17 protein-coding genes and 2 pseudogenes are annotated in these 18,803 nt (G+C 37.8%); 13 read left to right on the forward strand and 6 right to left on the reverse strand.

Annotated features, from left to right (window positions below):
* Positions 1-2,356 (reverse strand): PBP1A family penicillin-binding protein (locus L652_RS0103850; protein WP_024603309.1); only part of this gene is annotated, 2,356 nt, incomplete at its 3' end.
* Between the two features lie 130 nt (positions 2,357-2,486).
* On the opposite strand from L652_RS0103850, the gene L652_RS0103855 reads away from it, so the two are divergent.
* The 9 genes from L652_RS0103855 (at position 2,487) to L652_RS0103895 (ending at position 11,414) form a co-directional block, all read left to right on the forward strand.
* Positions 2,487-3,566, forward strand: a complete 1,080-nt coding sequence (locus L652_RS0103855; RefSeq protein WP_024596029.1) for a pilus assembly protein PilM — start codon at positions 2,487-2,489, stop codon at positions 3,564-3,566.
* On the forward strand, positions 3,554-4,126 hold the full coding sequence (locus L652_RS0103860) for a PilN domain-containing protein (RefSeq protein WP_002958376.1): 573 nt from the start codon (positions 3,554-3,556) through the stop codon (positions 4,124-4,126). The genes L652_RS0103855 and L652_RS0103860 overlap by 13 nt, the downstream gene beginning before the upstream one ends.
* Positions 4,116-4,721: a type 4a pilus biogenesis protein PilO gene (locus tag L652_RS0103865; RefSeq protein ID WP_024596028.1), complete on the forward strand. Its 606-nt coding sequence runs from the start codon at positions 4,116-4,118 to the stop codon at positions 4,719-4,721. Before L652_RS0103860 ends, L652_RS0103865 begins: the two co-directional genes overlap by 11 nt.
* Positions 4,718-5,257: a pilus assembly protein PilP gene (locus L652_RS0103870; protein ID WP_002958378.1), complete on the forward strand. Its 540-nt coding sequence runs from the start codon at positions 4,718-4,720 to the stop codon at positions 5,255-5,257. The genes L652_RS0103865 and L652_RS0103870 overlap by 4 nt, the downstream gene beginning before the upstream one ends.
* On the forward strand, positions 5,244-7,349 hold the full coding sequence (locus L652_RS0103875) for a type IV pilus secretin PilQ family protein (RefSeq protein WP_024596027.1): 2,106 nt from the start codon (positions 5,244-5,246) through the stop codon (positions 7,347-7,349). Before L652_RS0103870 ends, L652_RS0103875 begins: the two co-directional genes overlap by 14 nt.
* Before the next feature lie 184 nt (positions 7,350-7,533).
* The gene (gene aroK, locus L652_RS0103880) at positions 7,534-8,052 is read left to right on the forward strand and encodes a shikimate kinase AroK (RefSeq protein WP_004589350.1); all 519 of its coding nucleotides are present in this window, start codon (positions 7,534-7,536) and stop codon (positions 8,050-8,052) included.
* A 27-nt stretch (positions 8,053-8,079) separates the two neighbouring features.
* Positions 8,080-9,150 (forward strand): 3-dehydroquinate synthase, encoded by a 1,071-nt coding sequence (gene aroB / locus L652_RS0103885; protein WP_024596026.1) that lies wholly within the window; start codon positions 8,080-8,082, stop codon positions 9,148-9,150.
* Positions 9,151-10,503 (forward strand): AAA family ATPase, encoded by a 1,353-nt coding sequence (locus L652_RS0103890; RefSeq protein WP_024596025.1) that lies wholly within the window; start codon positions 9,151-9,153, stop codon positions 10,501-10,503.
* 53 nt (positions 10,504-10,556) lie between these two features.
* Positions 10,557-11,414: a Dam family site-specific DNA-(adenine-N6)-methyltransferase gene (locus tag L652_RS0103895; protein ID WP_002958383.1), complete on the forward strand. Its 858-nt coding sequence runs from the start codon at positions 10,557-10,559 to the stop codon at positions 11,412-11,414.
* Here the strand turns inward: L652_RS0103895 and L652_RS1000000124465 are convergent.
* Positions 11,371-11,556 carry a DUF2970 domain-containing protein gene (locus L652_RS1000000124465; protein ID WP_076914912.1) on the reverse strand — a complete coding sequence of 62 codons (186 nt, stop codon included), beginning with the start codon at positions 11,554-11,556 and terminating at the stop codon, positions 11,371-11,373. The genes L652_RS0103895 and L652_RS1000000124465 overlap by 44 nt on opposite strands.
* A 3-nt stretch (positions 11,557-11,559) precedes the next feature.
* Positions 11,560-11,856 carry a hypothetical protein gene (locus L652_RS0103900; RefSeq protein WP_024596024.1) on the reverse strand — a complete coding sequence of 99 codons (297 nt, stop codon included), beginning with the start codon at positions 11,854-11,856 and terminating at the stop codon, positions 11,560-11,562.
* 161 nt (positions 11,857-12,017) lie between these two features.
* On the opposite strand from L652_RS0103900, the gene rpe reads away from it, so the two are divergent.
* From rpe to trpS, 3 genes are read left to right on the forward strand one after another with little or no spacing between them, the layout of a single operon-like run.
* Entirely contained in the window at positions 12,018-12,701 is a 684-nt protein-coding gene (rpe, locus tag L652_RS0103905) for a ribulose-phosphate 3-epimerase (RefSeq protein WP_002958386.1), read from the forward strand.
* Positions 12,701-13,366, forward strand: a complete 666-nt coding sequence (locus tag L652_RS0103910) for a phosphoglycolate phosphatase (protein ID WP_024595274.1) — start codon at positions 12,701-12,703, stop codon at positions 13,364-13,366. The genes rpe and L652_RS0103910 overlap by 1 nt, the downstream gene beginning before the upstream one ends.
* A 32-nt stretch (positions 13,367-13,398) precedes the next feature.
* Complete coding sequence (gene trpS / locus L652_RS0103915; RefSeq protein ID WP_002958388.1) at positions 13,399-14,403, forward strand: tryptophan--tRNA ligase; 1,005 nt, start codon at positions 13,399-13,401, stop codon at positions 14,401-14,403.
* Between the two features lie 115 nt (positions 14,404-14,518).
* Here the strand turns inward: trpS and L652_RS0103920 are convergent, their stop codons facing one another.
* Together L652_RS0103920 and L652_RS0103925 are read right to left on the reverse strand one after the other, a co-directional pair.
* Positions 14,519-15,427: a TraB/GumN family protein gene (locus L652_RS0103920; protein ID WP_029753155.1), complete on the reverse strand. Its 909-nt coding sequence runs from the start codon at positions 15,425-15,427 to the stop codon at positions 14,519-14,521.
* A 36-nt stretch (positions 15,428-15,463) separates the two neighbouring features.
* Positions 15,464-15,829: a hypothetical protein gene (locus L652_RS0103925; RefSeq protein WP_024595272.1), complete on the reverse strand. Its 366-nt coding sequence runs from the start codon at positions 15,827-15,829 to the stop codon at positions 15,464-15,466.
* A 282-nt stretch (positions 15,830-16,111) separates the two neighbouring features.
* Between L652_RS0103925 and L652_RS01000000123215 the strand changes: the two are divergent.
* Positions 16,112-18,252 (forward strand): annotated as a pseudogene (locus tag L652_RS01000000123215) (winged helix-turn-helix domain-containing protein).
* A 195-nt stretch (positions 18,253-18,447) separates the two neighbouring features.
* On the opposite strand, the pseudogene L652_RS0103935 reads toward L652_RS01000000123215, so the two are convergent.
* Positions 18,448-18,803: pseudogene (locus tag L652_RS0103935) on the reverse strand (ATP-binding cassette domain-containing protein); the annotation flags it as partial.

Consider the following 18,803-nt stretch of genomic DNA (forward strand, 5'->3'; position numbering starts at 1 on the left):
CAGTGGCTAAATCAATACGAATCGAAACAAGCCCCTCAGGTGGCTCAATTGGCGCTTCAGGTGTTCCCTCAAGTGCGGCTTTCATAAATTCAATCCATGCAGGCTGCGCTGTTTTAGCCCCCGATTCAGCACCAGATATTTGGCTGCTATCTAAGTTGTTATTGTACGTAGAACGACCAAGAGCGTTACCTGGGTTATCAAAGCCCACCCACACAGAAGTCATTACTTTACTGTTAAAACCACTAAACCAGGTGTCTACAGAATCGTTAGTTGTGCCTGTTTTACCCGAAAGATCACGACGTTCTAAAGCTTGTGCGCGCCAACCTGTACCACTCCAACCCGTTTTATGGGCCCAACTACCGCCGCCCCAAATACCACTGTGCATTGCATCAGCAATTAAAAAAGCATTCTGCTTAGAAATAATTCTCGGTGCACATTTTTTTGTTGGCTCCACTTCATCACTACTATTATGAAGTGAGAATTCATTATGTGTTGGTAAAGACTCTTCGTCACAGGCAAGGGCAGGGTTTACTTTGAACAATACATTACCGTAAGCATCTTGAATTTCTGAAATAAAGTAAGGTTCAATTAAGTGGCCACCATTGGCAAATGCACTCATGCCACGGGCAAGTTCAAGTGGAGTAATGGAAGCACTACCCAGTGCTAGTGATTCACTGCGATTAATGTCTGAATCTTTAAAGCCAAACTTTAATAAATGATCAGCTGTACGTTGTAATCCAACGCCGCGTAGTAAGCGCACCGAAATAACGTTTTTAGACTGTGCTAAGGCACGGCGAATTCTTATCGGACCATTATATACAGCAGGGCTGTTTTTAGGACGCCATGCTACGCCTTGGCTTTTATCCCATTGGTTTATAGGAGCATCGTTTAATATAGACGCAAGCGTGTAACCTTTTTCAAGTGCTGCTGAATATATAAAAGGTTTTATATTAGAACCTACTTGACGCTTTGCTTGTACCGCTCGGTTATATTGACTTTGCTCAAAGCTGTAACCACCTACAATAGCTTTAATTCTGCCATCTTGTGGGTCGAGTGACACAATAGCACTTGATGCTTCTGGTATTTGGCTTAGTAAGTAGCTGTCATCTTCATTTTTACGCACCCATATTTGCATTCCTGACGTTAAAATATCTGTAGCTGCTTTTGGAGCAAAACTTTGGCGGTAACGAGTAATATATTTACGCGCCCATTTTAAGTTATCCCAAGTAAGAGTTGTGCGCTCGCCACTTTTAAGTAATACCGACGCTGTTTTATCATTAACACTAAGCACGGCTGCTGCTTTCAAAGTACCCAACTCATTTACGCTTTGTAATTTACTGAGTATTTGTTGCTCAGTTAAAGCAGGTTGTGTTTCAGGGTCCCATAAAGCATCTGTTGGTCCTCTAAAACCATGGCGCATATCGTAATTATGTAAGTTATTTACAAGTGCGTTTTGCGCTGCTTTTTGAACTTTAGACTCTACCGAGGTGAAAATTTTAAAACCTGAGTTGTAAGCTTTATCTATTCCATAACGCGAGACCATTTCAGCGCGCACCATTTCAGAAATATACGGGGCGTATAAATTTATTTCAGCACCATGAAAATAAGCGGTGATAGGTTGGCTCGTTGCTTCGTTATATTCTTCTTGAGTAATATAATTTTCAGTTAATAAACGCCCTAAAACAACATTTCGGCGTGCTTTTGCACGCGTTGGGTTACGAATTGGGTTTAAAGCTGAAGGGGCCTTCGGTAAACCTGCAATCATCGCCATTTGTGCAAGTGTTAAATCTTTTAACTCCTTACCGTAATAAACTTGTGCTGCAGCACCAATACCGAAAGCGCGATTACCTAATTCTATTTTATTAAGGTAAAGCTCTAAAATTTCGTCTTTTGTTAATACACCTTCAATATGTAGCGCTATAAATATTTCTTTAACTTTACGAATATATGCTTTTTCGCGAGTTAAAAAGAAATTACGAGCAAGCTGCATAGTAATAGTACTTGCGCCTTGTTTTTTCTCGCCGGTAGATATAAGAACAATAGCCGAACGCACAATACCTATAGGATCTATGCCTATATGATCGTAAAATCGATTATCTTCTGTCGCTAAAAATGCATTAATGAGTGTTTGAGGAATTTCATCAATAGTCACTGGAATACGACGCTTTTCACCAAATTGATTGATTAAAAGCCCATCTTTTGTGAATACTTGCATAGGAGTTTGTAATTGCACGTCTTTTAAAACTTGCACACTGGGGATATCAGGTTTAACGTAGTAATAAAGACTGACCAAAGTGATCAGACCAATTAACACACAAATGATAAAAAATTGTAAAGTTCGTTTTAATAAAATCACTTATATTTCCCTAAATGGACTCCCAATTGCGAGTTTTGACTGCTAGTATATATTGATTAAAAAATGAATAATATTTTTTCAGATAAAAATTATAACTTGTTTATTATTAAAACAAAGGCCAAGTTGAAACATGCTAAGTCAACTATTTCAAAAACCGTCCCCGATGATGGTAGGAATTGATATTGGATCGCACTCTATCAAAGCGGTGCTTTTACGTGAAATTGAAACTGGATTTCGACTAGAAGCACTTGCAATTGAGCCGATGCCAAAAGGTGCGATGAGCGAGCGCACAATCCAAGATATTGAAGCGATTGGTAACGTTATTACAAAATTAAGAAAAAAATTACCGAAGTCGTTAAAATCTGCTGCAGTGGCTGTTTCTGGCCAAACAGTTATTACAAAAGTGATCTTCATGGATGTATCGTTAACAGATGCTGAACTTGAATCGCAAATTGAAATTGAAGCTGATAGTTTAATCCCTTACCCACTTGATGAAGTGAGCCTCGATTTTGAGAAGCTTTCGACGAATGAGGCCGATCCTAGCAAAATGAATGTTTTGCTTTCGGCTGCTCGTACTGAGAGTGTTGAAGCACGGGTGGGCGCTTTAGAAGCCGCAAATTTAGAGGCCAAAATAGTAGATGTAGAAAGCTACGCATTGAGCCGTGCTATGGACGTTTACTATCAACAATTACCTAGCGATGCATTTAATAAGTGTGTGGCTGTGGTCGATATTGGCGCAGTTTTAATGCTTGTGAGTGTTGTGCAAGCTGGGGAAACCATTTATACCCGTGACCAAGTTTTTGGTGGCGATCAATATACAAATAGTATTGTTGCTTATTATAATAAAGGCTTTGATGAAGCCGAAATAGGCAAAACATCAGGTGATTTACCGCCAAACTATACCTTTGAAGTATTAGCCCCTTTTCAAACTTCGTTACTTCAACAAGTTCGCAGAGCTGTGCAAATGTTTTTAACAACCAGCGGTAAAGAGCAAATAGATTATATTGTATTAACGGGCGGTACATCGATGATAAAAGGTATCGACCGATTGCTTATTGAAGAACTCGGTATCCACTCAGTTGTTGCAGAGCCTTTTGTAAATATGGAAATTTCCCCAAAGGTAGACCGTAATATAATGCAGCGTCACAAAACGCAGTTTGCAATTGCAACAGGGTTGGCATTAAGGAGTTTTTCAACATGCCACATATAAATCTACTGCCTTGGCGTGAATCACAACGCGAAGAATCGAAAAAGAAATTTGTAACTATACTTGTTGGTGTCGTTATACTTTGTTTTGCAAGTATGTATTTATTAAGCTCTTTTTATAGTGCCTTAAAAGACGGTCAAAACTTAAAGAATAATTATTTAAGCTCAGAAATTAGCATGCTAGATAAAAAAATAAGTGAAATACGAAGCTTAGATAAAAGAAAGGAAAATTTACAACAGCGTATGAGGCTCATTGAAGAATTGCAAAGCAGCCGTAACTTGGGTACGCAAATAATGGATGAAGTTGCCAAAATAGTGCCAGGTGGTGTTTATTTAACAAAACTGGAGCGCAAAGGCAGCCAAATACATGTTTTAGGACGTAGTGAATCTAATAATCGTCTATCAACAATGCTCCGCCAAGTACAAAGCTCATATTTACTAGAGAATCCTTCAATGCAGGGCATTGTTGCAGGCGATCAATCTTCGCGTTTACTTAGTGATTTTAATATGGAATTTTATGTAAAACCATTTGATAAAATTGGTGAGGTTAGCGATGAACCTTGATTTTAAAGCACTGAGTGAAATTGATTGGAATGAAATAGAGCTTGATAACATTGGTGATTGGCCAATTGCTGTTAAAGCAATTTGCTGCACATTTGTTGCGGGCCTTGTATTGTTTTTTAGTTATAGCCTATTAGTTTCTGATGAAATTGACAGCTACCATAGTGCCGTGGCAAAAGAAGTTGAACTACGAACAACTTATCGAACTAAGTATGCAGTAGCGAGCAAGCTTGAAATATATCGTCAACAAATGATTGAAATGGAAGATAAGTTTTCACAGCTATTAAAGCGTCTACCCACTTCGAATGAAACTCCTGGTTTACTTGATGATTTATCATATGTTGGGACAACGAGTGGTCTGACTTTTTTAAAAATAGGTTGGCTGCCAGAAGTTGAAAAAGAATTTTATACCGAGCTGCCTATTAAAATCGAAGTAATAGGTAGCTACCATGAGTTTGGTGAGTTTGTAGGTAAAGTGGCCCAGTTACCCCGAATTGTAAGCTTACATGACTTTTCTATTTTATCATCGGGCGATAAACAGTTAACATTCAGTGTTGTTGCAAAAACATATCGTTATGAAGAAGGGGTTAAAAAATGAAGCTCCTTCGCGTAGTACCTTTAGCTATAGCGTTTGTTTTAGCTGGTTGTAATGATGACACTTCTGAGCAAAAAGAATTTATTGATCAGGTAAAAGCAAGCACCACACCAAAGGTTGAGACGATTCCTGAACTGACAAAGTTTGAAATATTTGAGTACAGTGCTGGTCAGCTACGTAGCCCGTTTGTAGCGCCTCAGCCTGAGATTATTCAAAATAAACTAACGCAAGTAAAAAACTGTTTGCACCCAGATCAAGAGCGTCGCCGCGAACCTTTAGAGAAATACCCGCTAGATAATTTAGCAATGAAAGGCACAATTGGCTCTAGTGGACAAATATGGGCATTAATTACAGCAACAGATGACACTTTGCACCGCGTAACGGTAGGGAATTATCTTGGAAGTTATGATGGCAAAGTAAAAAGAGTAAGCAACGACTATATAGAATTAGTGGAATTAATCCCTGATGGGTCTGGCTGTTGGAAAGAGCGCCTGACGAAATTAGAAATGTTAGAGGCGGCAACAGATGGCGCAAATTAATAATAAAAAAGGTAAAAATAGGATGCATAAGGATGTACTTTGGCTTCATCGTATTTCACGGACATTACTGGCTGCTGTTGCTTTAGTCACTGTAAACTCAGCCATAGCTGGGCCATTGCTTTATGATGTTCGTTATAATCCATTACTTAAAGGCGAAACTGAATTACAGCTTGTTTTTGATGAAGAGTTAACCTTTGAACCAAAAGTTCAAGTGTTTAATAGCCCAGCCCGAATCGAAATGTTTTTTGATTCTGCAGAGTTAGAAGTTGGTTTAAATGATGTTGAAGTTAATCAAGCTGGAATTAGCAGTGTTACTAATGTTTTAACTAACAGTGGTTTAAAGGTAACGGTAAACTTAGATAGATTAAAAATTTATGAGACTGAAGTTCATAACAATTTAGTATCGATACGGGTCTCTGATAACCCTCTTACAGAACCTGAAAATGAAGATGTAGTGATGGACTCAGGTGATGAAAGTGGAAATTACATTAACCGTATCCAGTCAATTGATTTTAGACGTGGTGAGAAGGGTGAAGCAAAAGTACTTGTATTTTTACAAGACACTCAAGCTGCAATTGAAGTCCATGAAAGTGGCGGGAAAATTTACGCTGACTTTCATCACACCGATATTTTAGACGATCTACTTTATGAATTAGATGTATTAGATTTTGGAACTGTTGTAAGTAATATCGAGACTTTTAAAGAAGATGGTTTAAGTCGTGTTGTTATCGAACCTAATGCTCAGTTCACGTTTACGTATCAGCAAATAGATAATATTTTAACGTTGACAGTAGAAAAAGATGAAACGCAAAATGCGTACTTAGATGGTGGTGTTGAGTATCAAGGTCGCCCTATGACCTTAAATTTTCAAGATATCTCTGTGCGTGCAGCACTGCAAATTATCGCGGGTTACAACGACTTTAACTTAGTAACCAGTGATTCAGTAACGGGCAATATAACGCTGCGCCTAGATGGTGTACCGTGGGATCAAGCGCTTGACGTAGTACTACGTATTAAAGGGCTAGATAAGCGCATGGATGGCTCTATATTAATGGTAGCGCCTGCAGAAGAACTTGCAGCACGTGAAGCCAAAGATTTAAAAGCTAAACAGCAAGTTGAAGACTTAGAGCCTCTATATAGTGAATACATCCGATTAAACTATGCTAAAGCCGAAAATTTTGCTGATCTATTAAAAACAGATACAAACAGTATTATAACTGCCCGTGGTAGTGTATCTGTTGATCAACGTACAAATACTTTGTTAGTAAAAGATACTGTTAAGAGTATAGAAAACATTCGCCGCATGATTGAAACGCTTGATATTCCAGTGCAGCAGGTTGTAATAGAATCTCGAATGGTAACTGTGCGCGATAACGTTACTGAAGACTTAGGCGTACGTTGGGGCTTTAGTGACCAAGGCAGTAGTGTTGGTATTTCAGGCTCTCTTGAAGGCGCAGAAGGTATTTATAATGCGACATCTACTTCAGATGCACCAAGTATTTCAGACCGATTAAATGTAAATTTACCTATCACTAACCCTGCGGCTAGCATTGGCTTACACATAGCAAAACTGGCTAACGGCACGCTGATTGATTTAGAGCTAAGTGCGCTTGAGGAAGAGAATAAAGGCGAGATTATTGCTAGTCCACGTATAATAGCGGCTAATCAGCAAAAAGCCCGAATAGAGCAAGGTACTGAAATTCCTTATACTGAGTCAGCTTCAAGCGGTGCTACTACCGTAAGCTTTAAAAAAGCGGTACTGAGCTTAGAAGTTACACCTCATATCACACCTGATAATAAAGTAATTCTAGATTTAATTATTACTCAAGATACACGTGGTGATACTGTACAAACAGGTACTGGTGAAGCGGTGTCTATTGATACTCAAGAAATTCAAACACAAGTGTTAGTCGAGAATGGCCAAACCGTAGTACTCGGTGGTATTTTCCAACAGCAAATCATTAATACTACGAGTAAAGTGCCAATTTTAGGTGACATTCCTTACGTAGGAAGACTATTTAAAACCACAAGTGAGTTTAATGAAAAGCGTGAATTACTTATTTTCGTGACACCGAAAATACAAATTGATTAAAATACAGTGGTTTTATGTTAACCAACGGGTGATTATTTAGATTAATTGCTCGTTATATGGCTTTTTATTCTAATTGACTTGAAATACCCCTGCAATTACTGAGATAATCCCCTCCTTAATTTTGGGGCCAGGTCGTTAGGCGGGGTTTTATTTCAAATTTTAGAGTTTGTTTGTACTAAAAGATATGGCTGAGAAACGTAATATATTTCTAGTTGGCCCCATGGGGGCTGGCAAAAGCACGATTGGTCGTCACATCGCTGACCAATTACACCTTGAATTTGTTGATTCTGATCAAGAAATCGAACGCCGCACAGGTGCAGATATTGCATGGGTATTCGATCTTGAAGGTGAAGAAGGCTTTAGACTTCGAGAAGAGTCTGTTATTGGCGATTTAACCGAGATGCAAGGTATTGTACTTGCTACCGGTGGTGGTTCAGTAATGAGCAAAGAAGTTCGAAACAAGCTTTCGGCTCGAGGTATAGTTGTATACCTAGAGACACCTATAGAAAAGCAAGTTGCACGCACGCAACGCGACAAGCGTCGCCCATTACTGCAAACTGAAGAAGCACCTCGTAACGTACTAGAGCGCTTAGCAGAAGAACGCGAGCCCCTATACAAAGAAGTTGCCGATTTTGTTGTACGTACCGATGAGCAAAGCGCTAAAGTTGTTGCTAACCAAATCATCGAGAAATTAGATTTTTAAAAACCAATAATAAGGAAATAACTAAGCATGCTTAAATTAACAGTTAATTTGGACGAGCGAAGTTATCCTATTTATATTGGGCAATCTGCACTTCAAGATAATGGCCGCCTGGTTCACCACATTGGTGATTGTCGGCCTATCATCATTACTAATGACACAATAGCGCCTTTATATTTACAAGCGTTACTTGACTCATTAGCAGATCAAAATCCGCTATCTTTTATTATTCCTGACGGTGAACAATATAAATCACTTGAATGGTTTGAAAAAATATCAGCATTTTTACTACAAAATAACTGTGGCCGAGATACGTGTTTAATCGCGTTAGGTGGCGGTGTTATAGGTGATCTAACTGGTTTTGTAGCAGCGTGTTATCAGCGCGGCGTACCGTTTATTCAAATACCAACGACAGTGCTTTCACAGGTTGATTCATCGGTAGGTGGTAAAACGGCAGTAAATCATCCTTTAGGTAAAAATATGATAGGGGCATTTTATCAGCCTCAAGCGGTTTTTATTGATACACAAACATTACACACCCTACCAGCAAGAGAGTTTGCAGCAGGTATGGCTGAAGTAATTAAGTATGGTCTGATTTACGATACCGAATTATTTGCATACTTAGAGCGAAACGTAGCTAATTTGCAGCAACTAGATGAAACGTGCTTACAGCATATTATTTTTAGATGTTGTGAAATAAAAGCGCTTATAGTTGCGCAAGATGAAAAAGAGCATGGTTTACGTGCTTTATTAAACTTAGGTCATACATTTGCCCATGCAATTGAGGCAGAAATGGGCTACGGTGTTTGGTTACATGGCGAAGCTGTTGCAACAGGCATGGTATTAGCAGCTAAACTTGCCAAGACACGCCAAGATTTAAGCGCAAGTGAAGTTGATCGAATTATTAAGCTGCTTGAGCTATATAATTTACCAACAGAAATTCCAAAGCAAATGACTAGTGAGCAGTTCCTAACGCATATGCGTAAAGACAAAAAGAATAAAAGAGGCACTATACGCTTTATTCTACCTACCCAATTTGGCCAGTGTGCATTAGTTGATGATGTTTCTGATGACCAAGTTAGAGACTTAATCGAGCAGTAAATGCAGTCACAAATTTTACCAAGCCGTGCGGCTTTGGTGGATAGAATCGCACTGCAATTTGAGTACGGACAAAATTTAATAGTTTTACTTGGCACATCGGGGCTAGGTAAAAGTTATATGCTCGAAACCTTCATTACAGATAAATACAATGACTTTAATAAAGCGTTTGTGCAAGTAAGTGCACAAATGACTGACGCTCAGCTAATGAGCGATTTATTAGAGCAAAGCTTTAATTCCCCTTTAGTTGATCATAATTTAAGTTTACCTGAAAACTATTACCAGCTGCTTGAGCAACAGCAGTGCGGACCTTGTTTATGGGTGCTTGATGGCGGTAGGCAATTATCTGAAGAGATACTAATTGAGCTTGAGCTGCTTTCTAAAAATAGCCCTAATACGTTGTATATCATAATTGCATCACAGTCTAAACTTGCTTTAAATGATGCTGTCGAAATTTACTTGGAGCCACTGACGCTTCGAGAAAGCAAGATGTTATTGCAGTGGTACTTTACTGATTTACCTTATGATGAAGACCCTGTTTTTAGTACTTTTTTAGCCGAGGCTCATGGTAATCCCAGCTTATTGCTTGCTTGGCAACCTAGTGAGCACATAGCCGATATTATCGTTAAAGATAAAGTATCTTGGCGATTGCACTTATTGATTTTGATGTTGTTAATTATGCTTTTAATTATTGGTCTGCTTTATAAGTCTGATATGACGCAGTGGTGGCAACAATATTATCAGCAGGAAGAAGCGCAAGTCCTAAATACAGCAATATCTGTAGAGCAAGTAAGTGAGCCGGTTATAAAGCAAAATGAGTCAGTAGTTACCTTAAATGACCCTGAAGTAGTTGAGCCAGATATTGAGCCAGAGAGCGTACACATTAATGATGTGCCTGCTATCATGCAAAGTCTTACCGAACCTGCAAATACCGTCAAGGTATTAGACAATGCTATTGATAATAGCGTTAAAAACAAAAGCAGTGAAGCAGGTGAAGTTGTATCTAAAGCTCTAAAAGTAGAGAAAGTAAATACAGCAGAGCAAACTCAGATAAGCCAAGATAATATTTGGTACATGCAGCAAGCAGATACAAATAGTGTTATTCAATTATTAGCGGTAACTCAGCAGGAAGTTCGCGATAATTTCATTGCTCAATTCAATCTACAGCAGCAAGCACATTCTTACCAAACGAAGCGAAATAATCAAATATGGTGGGTTGTTACATTTGGCAGCTTTGAGAGTATAAACGAGGCAAAATCAGCAATGGATACTTTACCCCCTGGGGTTAGAAAAAATAAACCTTTCTATAAAAAAATTAGTAAAATAAAGCAAGAAATAGCAGTCGTTGATCAGTAAAACACACTGCTTTAGTGTAAAATCGCGCAACACCAGATTGAAGTAAAGAGCCAATGCAGCAAAAAAGTAGAGCCTTCCTTAAATGGGCCGGCGGAAAATACAGCCTAGTTGAAAACATTAATGCGCGATTAAACCAAGCTAGCAAGCATGCTGATACTTTGGTTGAACCTTTTGTTGGTGCAGGCTCTGTGTTTTTAAATAGTGACTTTAAGCACTATATCCTCAATGATATCAATGCAGACTTAATTAACTTATATAAAGAGCTTAAAAGCTCTCCAGATGAGCTTATTAGTGACGCTAAAAAGCTATTTGTTGATTTGAATAATCACGCAGATGCGTATTACGAATATCGTGTGCAGTTTAATCAAAGCCGTGATGTATACGAACGTTCAATCTTGTTTTTATACATGAACCGCCATGGTTACAACGGACTGTGTAGGTATAATTTAAAAGGCATTTTTAATGTGCCTTTTGGTAAGTATAAAAAGCCTTACTTTCCTGAAAAAGAAATGTATTTTTTTGCTGAAAAAGCACAAAAAGCAACGTTCACTTGTTTAGATTACGATGACGTTTTTAAGTTAGTGCCTAACAATGCTGTTATTTATTGCGACCCACCTTATGTACCATTAAGTAAAACGGCTTCTTTTACGTCATACGCTAAAGGGGGTTTTAATTTAGATGATCAGGCTAACTTAGCTAATTTGGCAGAACAAGCCGCATTTGAAAATAACACACCTGTGCTTATTTCAAACCACGATACCGTGTGGACGCGTAAAATTTATAGCCAAGCATCGCTTGAACAAATTCAAGTAAAGCGCACTATTAGCCCCAAAGGTGGCTCTAGAAATAAAGTTGACGAGTTGATGGCTATGTATTTAGCACCCAAGCAACCACTGCGTAAATTGCGATAACAAAAGCAACAAATAGTACAATCGCAATTAAAATGATGGATAAAGGGGAATGTTGTTTAAAATCGACTTGGCGTTTATTTTCAGACTGAACACCAAAAAATGCAGCTAGCACACTTTGCAACGCGCTAAAAAGTTGTAGCATTATTTAAAATAAAGGTTTTAAAGAAGGAGTGTTTTTAGAATCTTCAGAACTAGTAAGTAGTTCCAGTAAATCAAGGTAATGAAACTGAGCACTACGGCTATCGCCAGTTAACCACGAAAACCATGATGACTCTTCTTCAGCTTTAATACACGCAGTTAAAGTGTTTTGAGCACTTACCACTTGTGTATTATGACAATTACTCACTGAGCTTAATTCTTGCTCAGAGCTTGAACCAAAGCTAAACGCCCCGATAAGCAGTAATGCCGACGCAATTAATATCCCAATTTTAAAAGCACGCATGATGAAATCCAATAATTTGTTACTTTTTTAATCATAGCAAATACTGGTTAAATATCAAACTTAAAGTTACCTAAAATGGGGGCTATTACGCCATATTACTTGGGTAACATCTTCAATTAAGTTACATTAACGCAATACACTATTTATTGATGGATTTAATCATGTTTAACCCAGAGCAAAAATATTTAATAGCCCCTTCTATTTTGTCTGCTGATTTTGCAAAGCTAGGCGAAGATGTTGATAAAGTTCTCGAAGCGGGTGCTGATGTGGTTCACTTTGATGTAATGGATAATCACTATGTACCTAATCTCACAATTGGTCCTATGGTGTGTAAAGCACTAAGAGATTACGGTATTACAGCTCCTATCGACGTACATTTAATGGTTAAGCCTGTAGATAGCATAATACCTTTATTTGCTGAGGCTGGTGCTTCTATTATTACTTTTCATCCTGAAGCCAGTGAGCACGTCGATCGTACAATACAGTTAATTAAAGATCACGGCTGTAAAGCAGGCTTAGTGTTTAACCCAGCAACAAGCCTAAGTTATTTAGATCATGTTATTGATAAGCTAGATACCATTTTACTAATGTCGGTAAATCCTGGGTTTGGCGGGCAAAGCTTTATCCCTCATACGCTTGAAAAATTACGCCAAGCCAAACAGCGTATTATTGAATCAGGCCGAGATATTCGCTTAGAGGTTGATGGTGGTATTAAGGTCGATAATATTGCAGCAGCGGCTCGAGCGGGTGCTGATATGTTTGTTGCAGGCTCAGCTATTTTTAATCAACCTGATTACAAAGTGGTGATTGATCAAATGCGTGAGCAGCTTGGAAGTGTTAAGTAATGAAGTACGATGTCGCCTTATTTGATTTAGATGGTACTTTGGTTGATAGCGTTTACGACTTGTATATCGCTATTAATTTAACCTTGAGCGATTTTGCTTTTCCTATTGTTAGTCAACGCTTGGTTGAAAGTTGGGTTGGTAATGGTGTTGAAGTCCTTGTAAAACGCGCTTTGAGTGGCGATATGCAAGTGAGTGAAAATTTAGATGAGTCACTTAGTGGCAAAGCAATATTACAGTTCTATAAGTATTATGAACAACAAGTTGGTGAGTATAGTGTTTTGTACCAACATGTAGAAACAGGGCTTGCAGCACTTCGCGGTATGCCTAAAGCATTAATCACTAATAAGTCTCGAATTTTTACAGAGAAATTACTCGATAAACTGGCACTAACGAGTCATTTTGATGTGGTTGTATGCGGTGACGATATGGCAAAAAAACCATCGCCAGAACCATTGCTATTTGCCTGCAAAAAACTAAATGCGGAACCTAATAAAGCAATAATGATAGGTGATTCTAAAAGCGATATACTTGCAGCTAAAGCCGCTAATATAGACGTAATTGCACTTAGTTATGGCTATAACCAAGGTGAAAGTCTTGAGGATTATAATCCGCAGTACCTATGCGATAACTTCTTAGATATAATACCTGTTCTAACGCAGCGTTAAATATTATTCATTAAGCAAAATAAAGGAAAATCATGAGTAAACCAGTAGTTTTAAGCGGCATTCAGCCAACCGGTGGTATGACAATAGGCAACTATGTTGGCGCTATTAACCAGTGGCTAAAGTTACAGGAAGACCACGAAAGTTTCTTTATGTTAGTAGACTTACACGCTATTACGGTTCGCCAAGAGCCTGAATTACTGCGCTCTCGAGTGTTAGATGGTATTGCTCTTTACGCGGCATGTGGCATTGATCCTGAAAAATCTGCGTTATTTGTACAATCGCAAGTACCTGAGCACGCACAATTAGCGTGGGTATTAAATTGTTACGCGCAAATGGGTGAGCTTAATCGAATGACTCAGTTTAAAGACAAGTCATCTAAGCACGCAAATAACGTAAACGTGGGCTTATTTTCATATCCGGTATTGCAAGCTGCAGATATTTTATTATACCAAGCTGATCAAGTACCAGTAGGGGATGATCAAAAGCAACACTTAGAGCTGACTCGCGATATAGCCACACGCTTTAATAATTTATATGGCGACGTATTTAAATTACCAGAGCCGTACATCCCTGAGTTTGGTGCACGCGTAATGAGCTTGCAAGATCCACTTAAAAAAATGTCTAAGTCTGACGAAAACCCAAATGGTTACATCATGTTATTAGATGAGCCTAAGCAAATTGTGAAAAAGCTTAAAAAAGCAGTAACTGATTCAGATGAACAAGCACGTATTTATTTTGATCGCACAGAAAAGCCTGGCGTATCAAACTTGCTTACTTTATTGAGTGTTGCAACTAAGCGCTCAATTGAAGACCTAGTTCCTGAGTATGAAGATAAAATGTATGGCCATTTAAAGAAAGATACAGCAGATGCAGTTGTAAATATGATTGAGCCAATTCAAGCACGCTTTAAAGAGATCAGAGAAGATCAAAACCTACTTGATGGCATAATGAAGTCAGGTGCTGAAAAAGCAAGTGTTCGTGCTGAGAAAACATTGAAATCGGTATACGATGCGCTTGGTTTTATTCCTCGCGGGTAAGTTTATTAAAATAAAAAAATGCCGCTTGTTAGCGGCATTTTTTATATAGCACATATCAACATGATGGACCCAAATAGAAACAGTAGCGATATAGCTAGTTTGTCTGTTTTATCCATTATTCAGCCCCTCTTACTGTTATATCTGCCGTGCTATCAATATCAACTAAAGAAACTTTATAGCCCTTGTTTTCAAGTAAGGTAAGTAAACTATCTTGTCCTGCAAGATGGGCAACTCCAACAAGTACAAACTCATTTTTGTCGTTGTTAAACATGGCTTCTACTTTTGGTAACCAATCATTATTTCTATCTGTAATGATTTGTTTGTAGCTATTCGGATCATTTTGCTGCATATCTTCAAGTGCTACTTTATTTAGGGTGTCTGTATCACCTTTGCGCCAGGCAGCTAAAAGTCCTTTAAACATATCGCCATAGTTGTGAAGCTCGGCTAAGTTACGTTTAATGAAATCGTTTTCGTTGCCTTGACCCATTGTTTTAAAAAGCTCTAACTGAAATTCGATTGTTTCTAAGTAATTTTTTGTTTTGTTATCTTCAGTCGCTTTTTTAGTAAAGTAAGCATCAACCCCTTCACCCATTAAATTTTGCTTTTGAAGCTCCATCGACATTAAGACAATACTAACCATAGCAGGGCGAAAACCATCTAACTTAGCGAGATTAGCGCCAAACTCGTTAAGCTTATTTTCAAGTGATGCCTTAATCTCGGGTTCTAGTTTTTGACTTAACGTTTCGTTATTTGTATACGATAGTGCGCCTAACATTTGCATTTGTGCATTGGTGTCGGCTGGGTCAGTTATCGGTGCTTCTAAAATAATTGTATCCGCTTGTTCATAAGCATGGTTAAACTCAGCGGGTAGTGGCATTTCAGCTTTAGGTAGTATGTGAACTGTACCGCCAATAAATAGTGAGTCATTACCATTGCTTACTTGCCATACAGAGCTTTGGGCCTGTGCTGTATTTGCTAAAAGACTACAGCTAAGTAATACGCTGGCAGATACTAATTTTTTCATGATAATTCCTTTATGTAACTTTTAATTTTATTGTTTTTAGTTCGATAACACAGTGCTGAAATATGCAGTGATTGAGGATGTTAACTTTGAAAGGTTTTTATCAATTTGCGAGTTTATTTTGCTCATTGATGAGTCAAGCTCAGCTGATATTTTTTCATCTATCGAAGAAAGTAACGTTTGTGTATCAACATTACTTTTTAAAGACTCAGTGGCGTCTATGTTGTTTGTTTCTTGCTGCTTTTTATTAGCTGGGTTAATCGCCTCTATACTTTCACCAATTATGCATTGATTAAAATTACTTTGAACGGTGTGTTGTTTAACGTCAGCTGCAATAACTGAAGTTGTATTAAAAGCAGTTGCTAGTAGTAAAGCCGGTAGTACTTTTTTCATTGTGCTATTCATAATTAAACCTTTTATATTTTTAATTGCAGCCAATTTAGAATCACAAATGATTTTTTACTAAGCTGCTTGTTGATGACGGTTTAAAGAATATCGCTGAATTTATTGAGAGTCGCTTATCTAGTTATGAGCAATTAATAGATAAGGTTTTTAAATTAAATAATTGTTTTAATTTAGAGGGTTAGCCTTAAACCTTATAATGCTAATATAAGGTTTAAAATGCTTTTTCTATAAAAGAAAGTGTAGATGTGATACGGTTTATAAAAATAAAAATACGTAAAAACTATGAATTATCAAATCGGACCTTGGCAATTTATTAGTAATCGCTGTGTGATTACTTCAAACCATTTAGAAAGGGAATTAGATCCACTCTTAGTAAAGCTATTACTTCACTTTATAGACAAGCCTCAACAAATTGTTTCCGCCAAGAGCTTATTGAGAGTGTGTGGCAACAGAGCTTTGTTGATGATAATGCGATTAACCGTGCAATCTCAGAGTTAAGAAAGCAGCTTGCCCATCCAATTGAAAAAGCGCCGCTTTTAAAAACGCATTACCGTAAAGGATATAGCCTAACAGTAATACCTGAGCGTTTAACGCAAGCAAACATTTTGAAAGAGCCTGCAAACATTTTGCCTGACTCACCAGGTATTTCTGCCAAAAATGAAGAGATAGCTACTGCAACTACTTCTCAACCAGTTCAAAAAAAGAACAGTAAAAAGTTTTTGATTTATTCTTTACTCGTCATTATTTGCCTGTGCTCTTTAGTATGGTTTGGGTTGTTTTTTATTAATGCACCTTCTAGTGAAAAGATTAAACAGATCACGGTTAATAAGGTAGCAAGCACGTGGAATATAGGTAGTGAGGTTCACCCTGAGATGTCCTCAGATAAACAATATTTAGCTTATACAAATGTTGAACCTGAAAATGACGTAATGCATGCATTTGTAAAGCGACTATCTGATCAAAGGGAAGTTGAAATTACCTATCCTGGCTTTCAAGTATCTATTTTATCGTGGCAGTTAAATCAGCACGCAGTGCTTATACAAGCTACAAACTTAAAACAACAGCAGTGCGAAATGGTACTGGTTGATTTAAGCCAGTTTCCTATTGTTGGTGAGGCTACATTAATTAAAAAGTGTGACCTTAGATACACCGGCTACGCACAAGTAGACGAAAATAGTGAATATATTTATTACACTGAATATAAACATGAGCAAGATGGCTCAGGTTTATATAAATTTGATTTAGAGTTACAAAAAGAGTCCATTGTTATTCCACCACCAGGTGTAATGTATGGCGTAATAATGCCGCGCTTATCTTCTTCAGGTAATAAAATAGCATATATACTTAGTCAAAAGGGTAAGCCTTTTTCTGTATTTAGCTATAACTTTGAGACCCATGAAACCAAGCGATTATTTAAAGCAAAGAAAAGCATAATTAGCTTCGCGTTTGACTGGCTTGCAGACGATAAAGGCGTGATTGTTTTTGAAGACTCTGACCTTTCAACCATTGTGTTTGATGAAAATAATATTATTAAACGCACACTAACGGTTACCCCAGCAATTTCACCTTATTATATTGCAGTTCAATCTGCTAATAGCCTCTTTTACTCAGCAAATAAAACACAAACCTTTTCGTTAATTAAAGCGACTAGTCTTTTTAACGATGTTCCTGAGTATGAAGCACTCTACAAAAGTGATGAAGACGACTACCATATTGTAGAAGTCATTAATGAGAAAGGGCTAGCGCATATTTTTGTATTCGAGCGCTCTGGCAGCAGTCAGTTGTGGTTATCTCAAAATGGACTTACAAAGCAACTTAGTAACTTTACTTATGAAGGGAAATCTACCTTTGCTATTGGCGGGCTAAGAGTATCGAGTAAGCAAGATCGTGTTTTATTAAGAGTTAATAGCGATATTGCATTTTTTGACGTTATGTCGAACAAACTCTATACCATAGCTGAGTTTAAAGGGCGAAAAATACTAAACTATGTATGGTCTAAAGATAATGAAAGTATAATTTATTTAGAGCGAAGTGGTTCAGAAAACCTATTTGCTCAGTTTAATTTATTAACGCGAGACACAACTATATTAGAGGATATTAAAGCCAACAAATTAATTTCAGGCGCTGACGGTACTAATTATGCAATTACTAATAATCAGTTAATTAAACTATCAAATAAACAGAGTTGGGAATTACCCAAAGACGCGCGACAAGCACAACTTTTTGCTATTAATGGTAATTACCTTTACTACTCTGATACGATTTCAAGAGTTGCTCGGCTTAATTTAGAAGATAAAACAGTCAAAGATGTGCACGTGGATTTTAAACCCATCGCATTTTTTATTAGTGATAACAATCAAATTTTCTTTACAGAATCAAAATATAAAGACATGCAAATAATACAGATAAGTTGGAATAACTAGGGTCTGTTGATCTTTCAAGGTTAAATTTGCAGCAGTGTGTTGCTTTTCTTTAATAACATTTTCGATTGTTATGTTGATAAAAGAAAAATTAGAGCCAAAAAATAGCGAGAAGTGAATCTTCTCGCCATTTTTAATTAAGTGTAATCTCGACAGTTAAATAACCTCAAAGCCGATTAATTTGTCACAACTGAACCTCTATTTATTTAATAGAGGTTTTAAGTAATGCCCAGTATGTGAACGCTCACATTCGGCCACTTCTTCTGGTGTACCTGCAATGAGTATTTCACCGCCGCCAGCTCCGCCTTCAGGTCCTAAATCAATAACCCAATCTGCTGTTTTAATAACATCGAGGTTGTGCTCAATAACCACAATGGTGTTACCGTGATCGCGCAGGCGATGTAATACAACAAGCAGCTGTTCAATATCAGCAAAGTGTAAGCCTGTTGTAGGCTCATCTAATATGTAGAGTGTTTTACCAGTATCACGCTTTGATAGCTCGCGTGCTAGTTTTACACGTTGCGCCTCACCACCTGAAAGCGTGGTAGCGGCTT

It is taken from the genome of Pseudoalteromonas sp. TB25 (assembly GCF_000497995.1).
Lineage (GTDB): Bacteria > Pseudomonadota > Gammaproteobacteria > Enterobacterales > Alteromonadaceae > Pseudoalteromonas > Pseudoalteromonas distincta.

What these genes read in the sequence shown, in the direction of transcription:
- L652_RS0103855 (WP_024596029.1), top strand. Translation starts at nt 2,487, where the DNA reads ATGCTAAGTCAACTATTTCAAAAACCGTCCCCGATGATGGTAGGAATT.
- L652_RS0103860 (WP_002958376.1), top strand. Translation starts at nt 3,554, where the DNA reads ATGCCACATATAAATCTACTGCCTTGGCGTGAATCACAACGCGAAGAA.
- L652_RS0103865 (WP_024596028.1), top strand. Translation starts at nt 4,116, where the DNA reads ATGAACCTTGATTTTAAAGCACTGAGTGAAATTGATTGGAATGAAATA.
- L652_RS0103870 (WP_002958378.1), top strand. Translation starts at nt 4,718, where the DNA reads ATGAAGCTCCTTCGCGTAGTACCTTTAGCTATAGCGTTTGTTTTAGCT.
- L652_RS0103875 (WP_024596027.1), top strand. Translation starts at nt 5,244, where the DNA reads ATGGCGCAAATTAATAATAAAAAAGGTAAAAATAGGATGCATAAGGAT.
- aroK (WP_004589350.1), top strand. Translation starts at nt 7,534, where the DNA reads ATGGCTGAGAAACGTAATATATTTCTAGTTGGCCCCATGGGGGCTGGC.
- aroB (WP_024596026.1), top strand. Translation starts at nt 8,080, where the DNA reads ATGCTTAAATTAACAGTTAATTTGGACGAGCGAAGTTATCCTATTTAT.
- L652_RS0103890 (WP_024596025.1), top strand. Translation starts at nt 9,151, where the DNA reads ATGCAGTCACAAATTTTACCAAGCCGTGCGGCTTTGGTGGATAGAATC.
- L652_RS0103895 (WP_002958383.1), top strand. Translation starts at nt 10,557, where the DNA reads ATGCAGCAAAAAAGTAGAGCCTTCCTTAAATGGGCCGGCGGAAAATAC.
- L652_RS1000000124465 (WP_076914912.1), bottom strand. Translation starts at nt 11,556, where the DNA reads ATGCTACAACTTTTTAGCGCGTTGCAAAGTGTGCTAGCTGCATTTTTT.
- L652_RS0103900 (WP_024596024.1), bottom strand. Translation starts at nt 11,856, where the DNA reads ATGCGTGCTTTTAAAATTGGGATATTAATTGCGTCGGCATTACTGCTT.
- rpe (WP_002958386.1), top strand. Translation starts at nt 12,018, where the DNA reads ATGTTTAACCCAGAGCAAAAATATTTAATAGCCCCTTCTATTTTGTCT.
- L652_RS0103910 (WP_024595274.1), top strand. Translation starts at nt 12,701, where the DNA reads ATGAAGTACGATGTCGCCTTATTTGATTTAGATGGTACTTTGGTTGAT.
- trpS (WP_002958388.1), top strand. Translation starts at nt 13,399, where the DNA reads ATGAGTAAACCAGTAGTTTTAAGCGGCATTCAGCCAACCGGTGGTATG.
- L652_RS0103920 (WP_029753155.1), bottom strand. Translation starts at nt 15,427, where the DNA reads ATGAAAAAATTAGTATCTGCCAGCGTATTACTTAGCTGTAGTCTTTTA.
- L652_RS0103925 (WP_024595272.1), bottom strand. Translation starts at nt 15,829, where the DNA reads ATGAATAGCACAATGAAAAAAGTACTACCGGCTTTACTACTAGCAACT.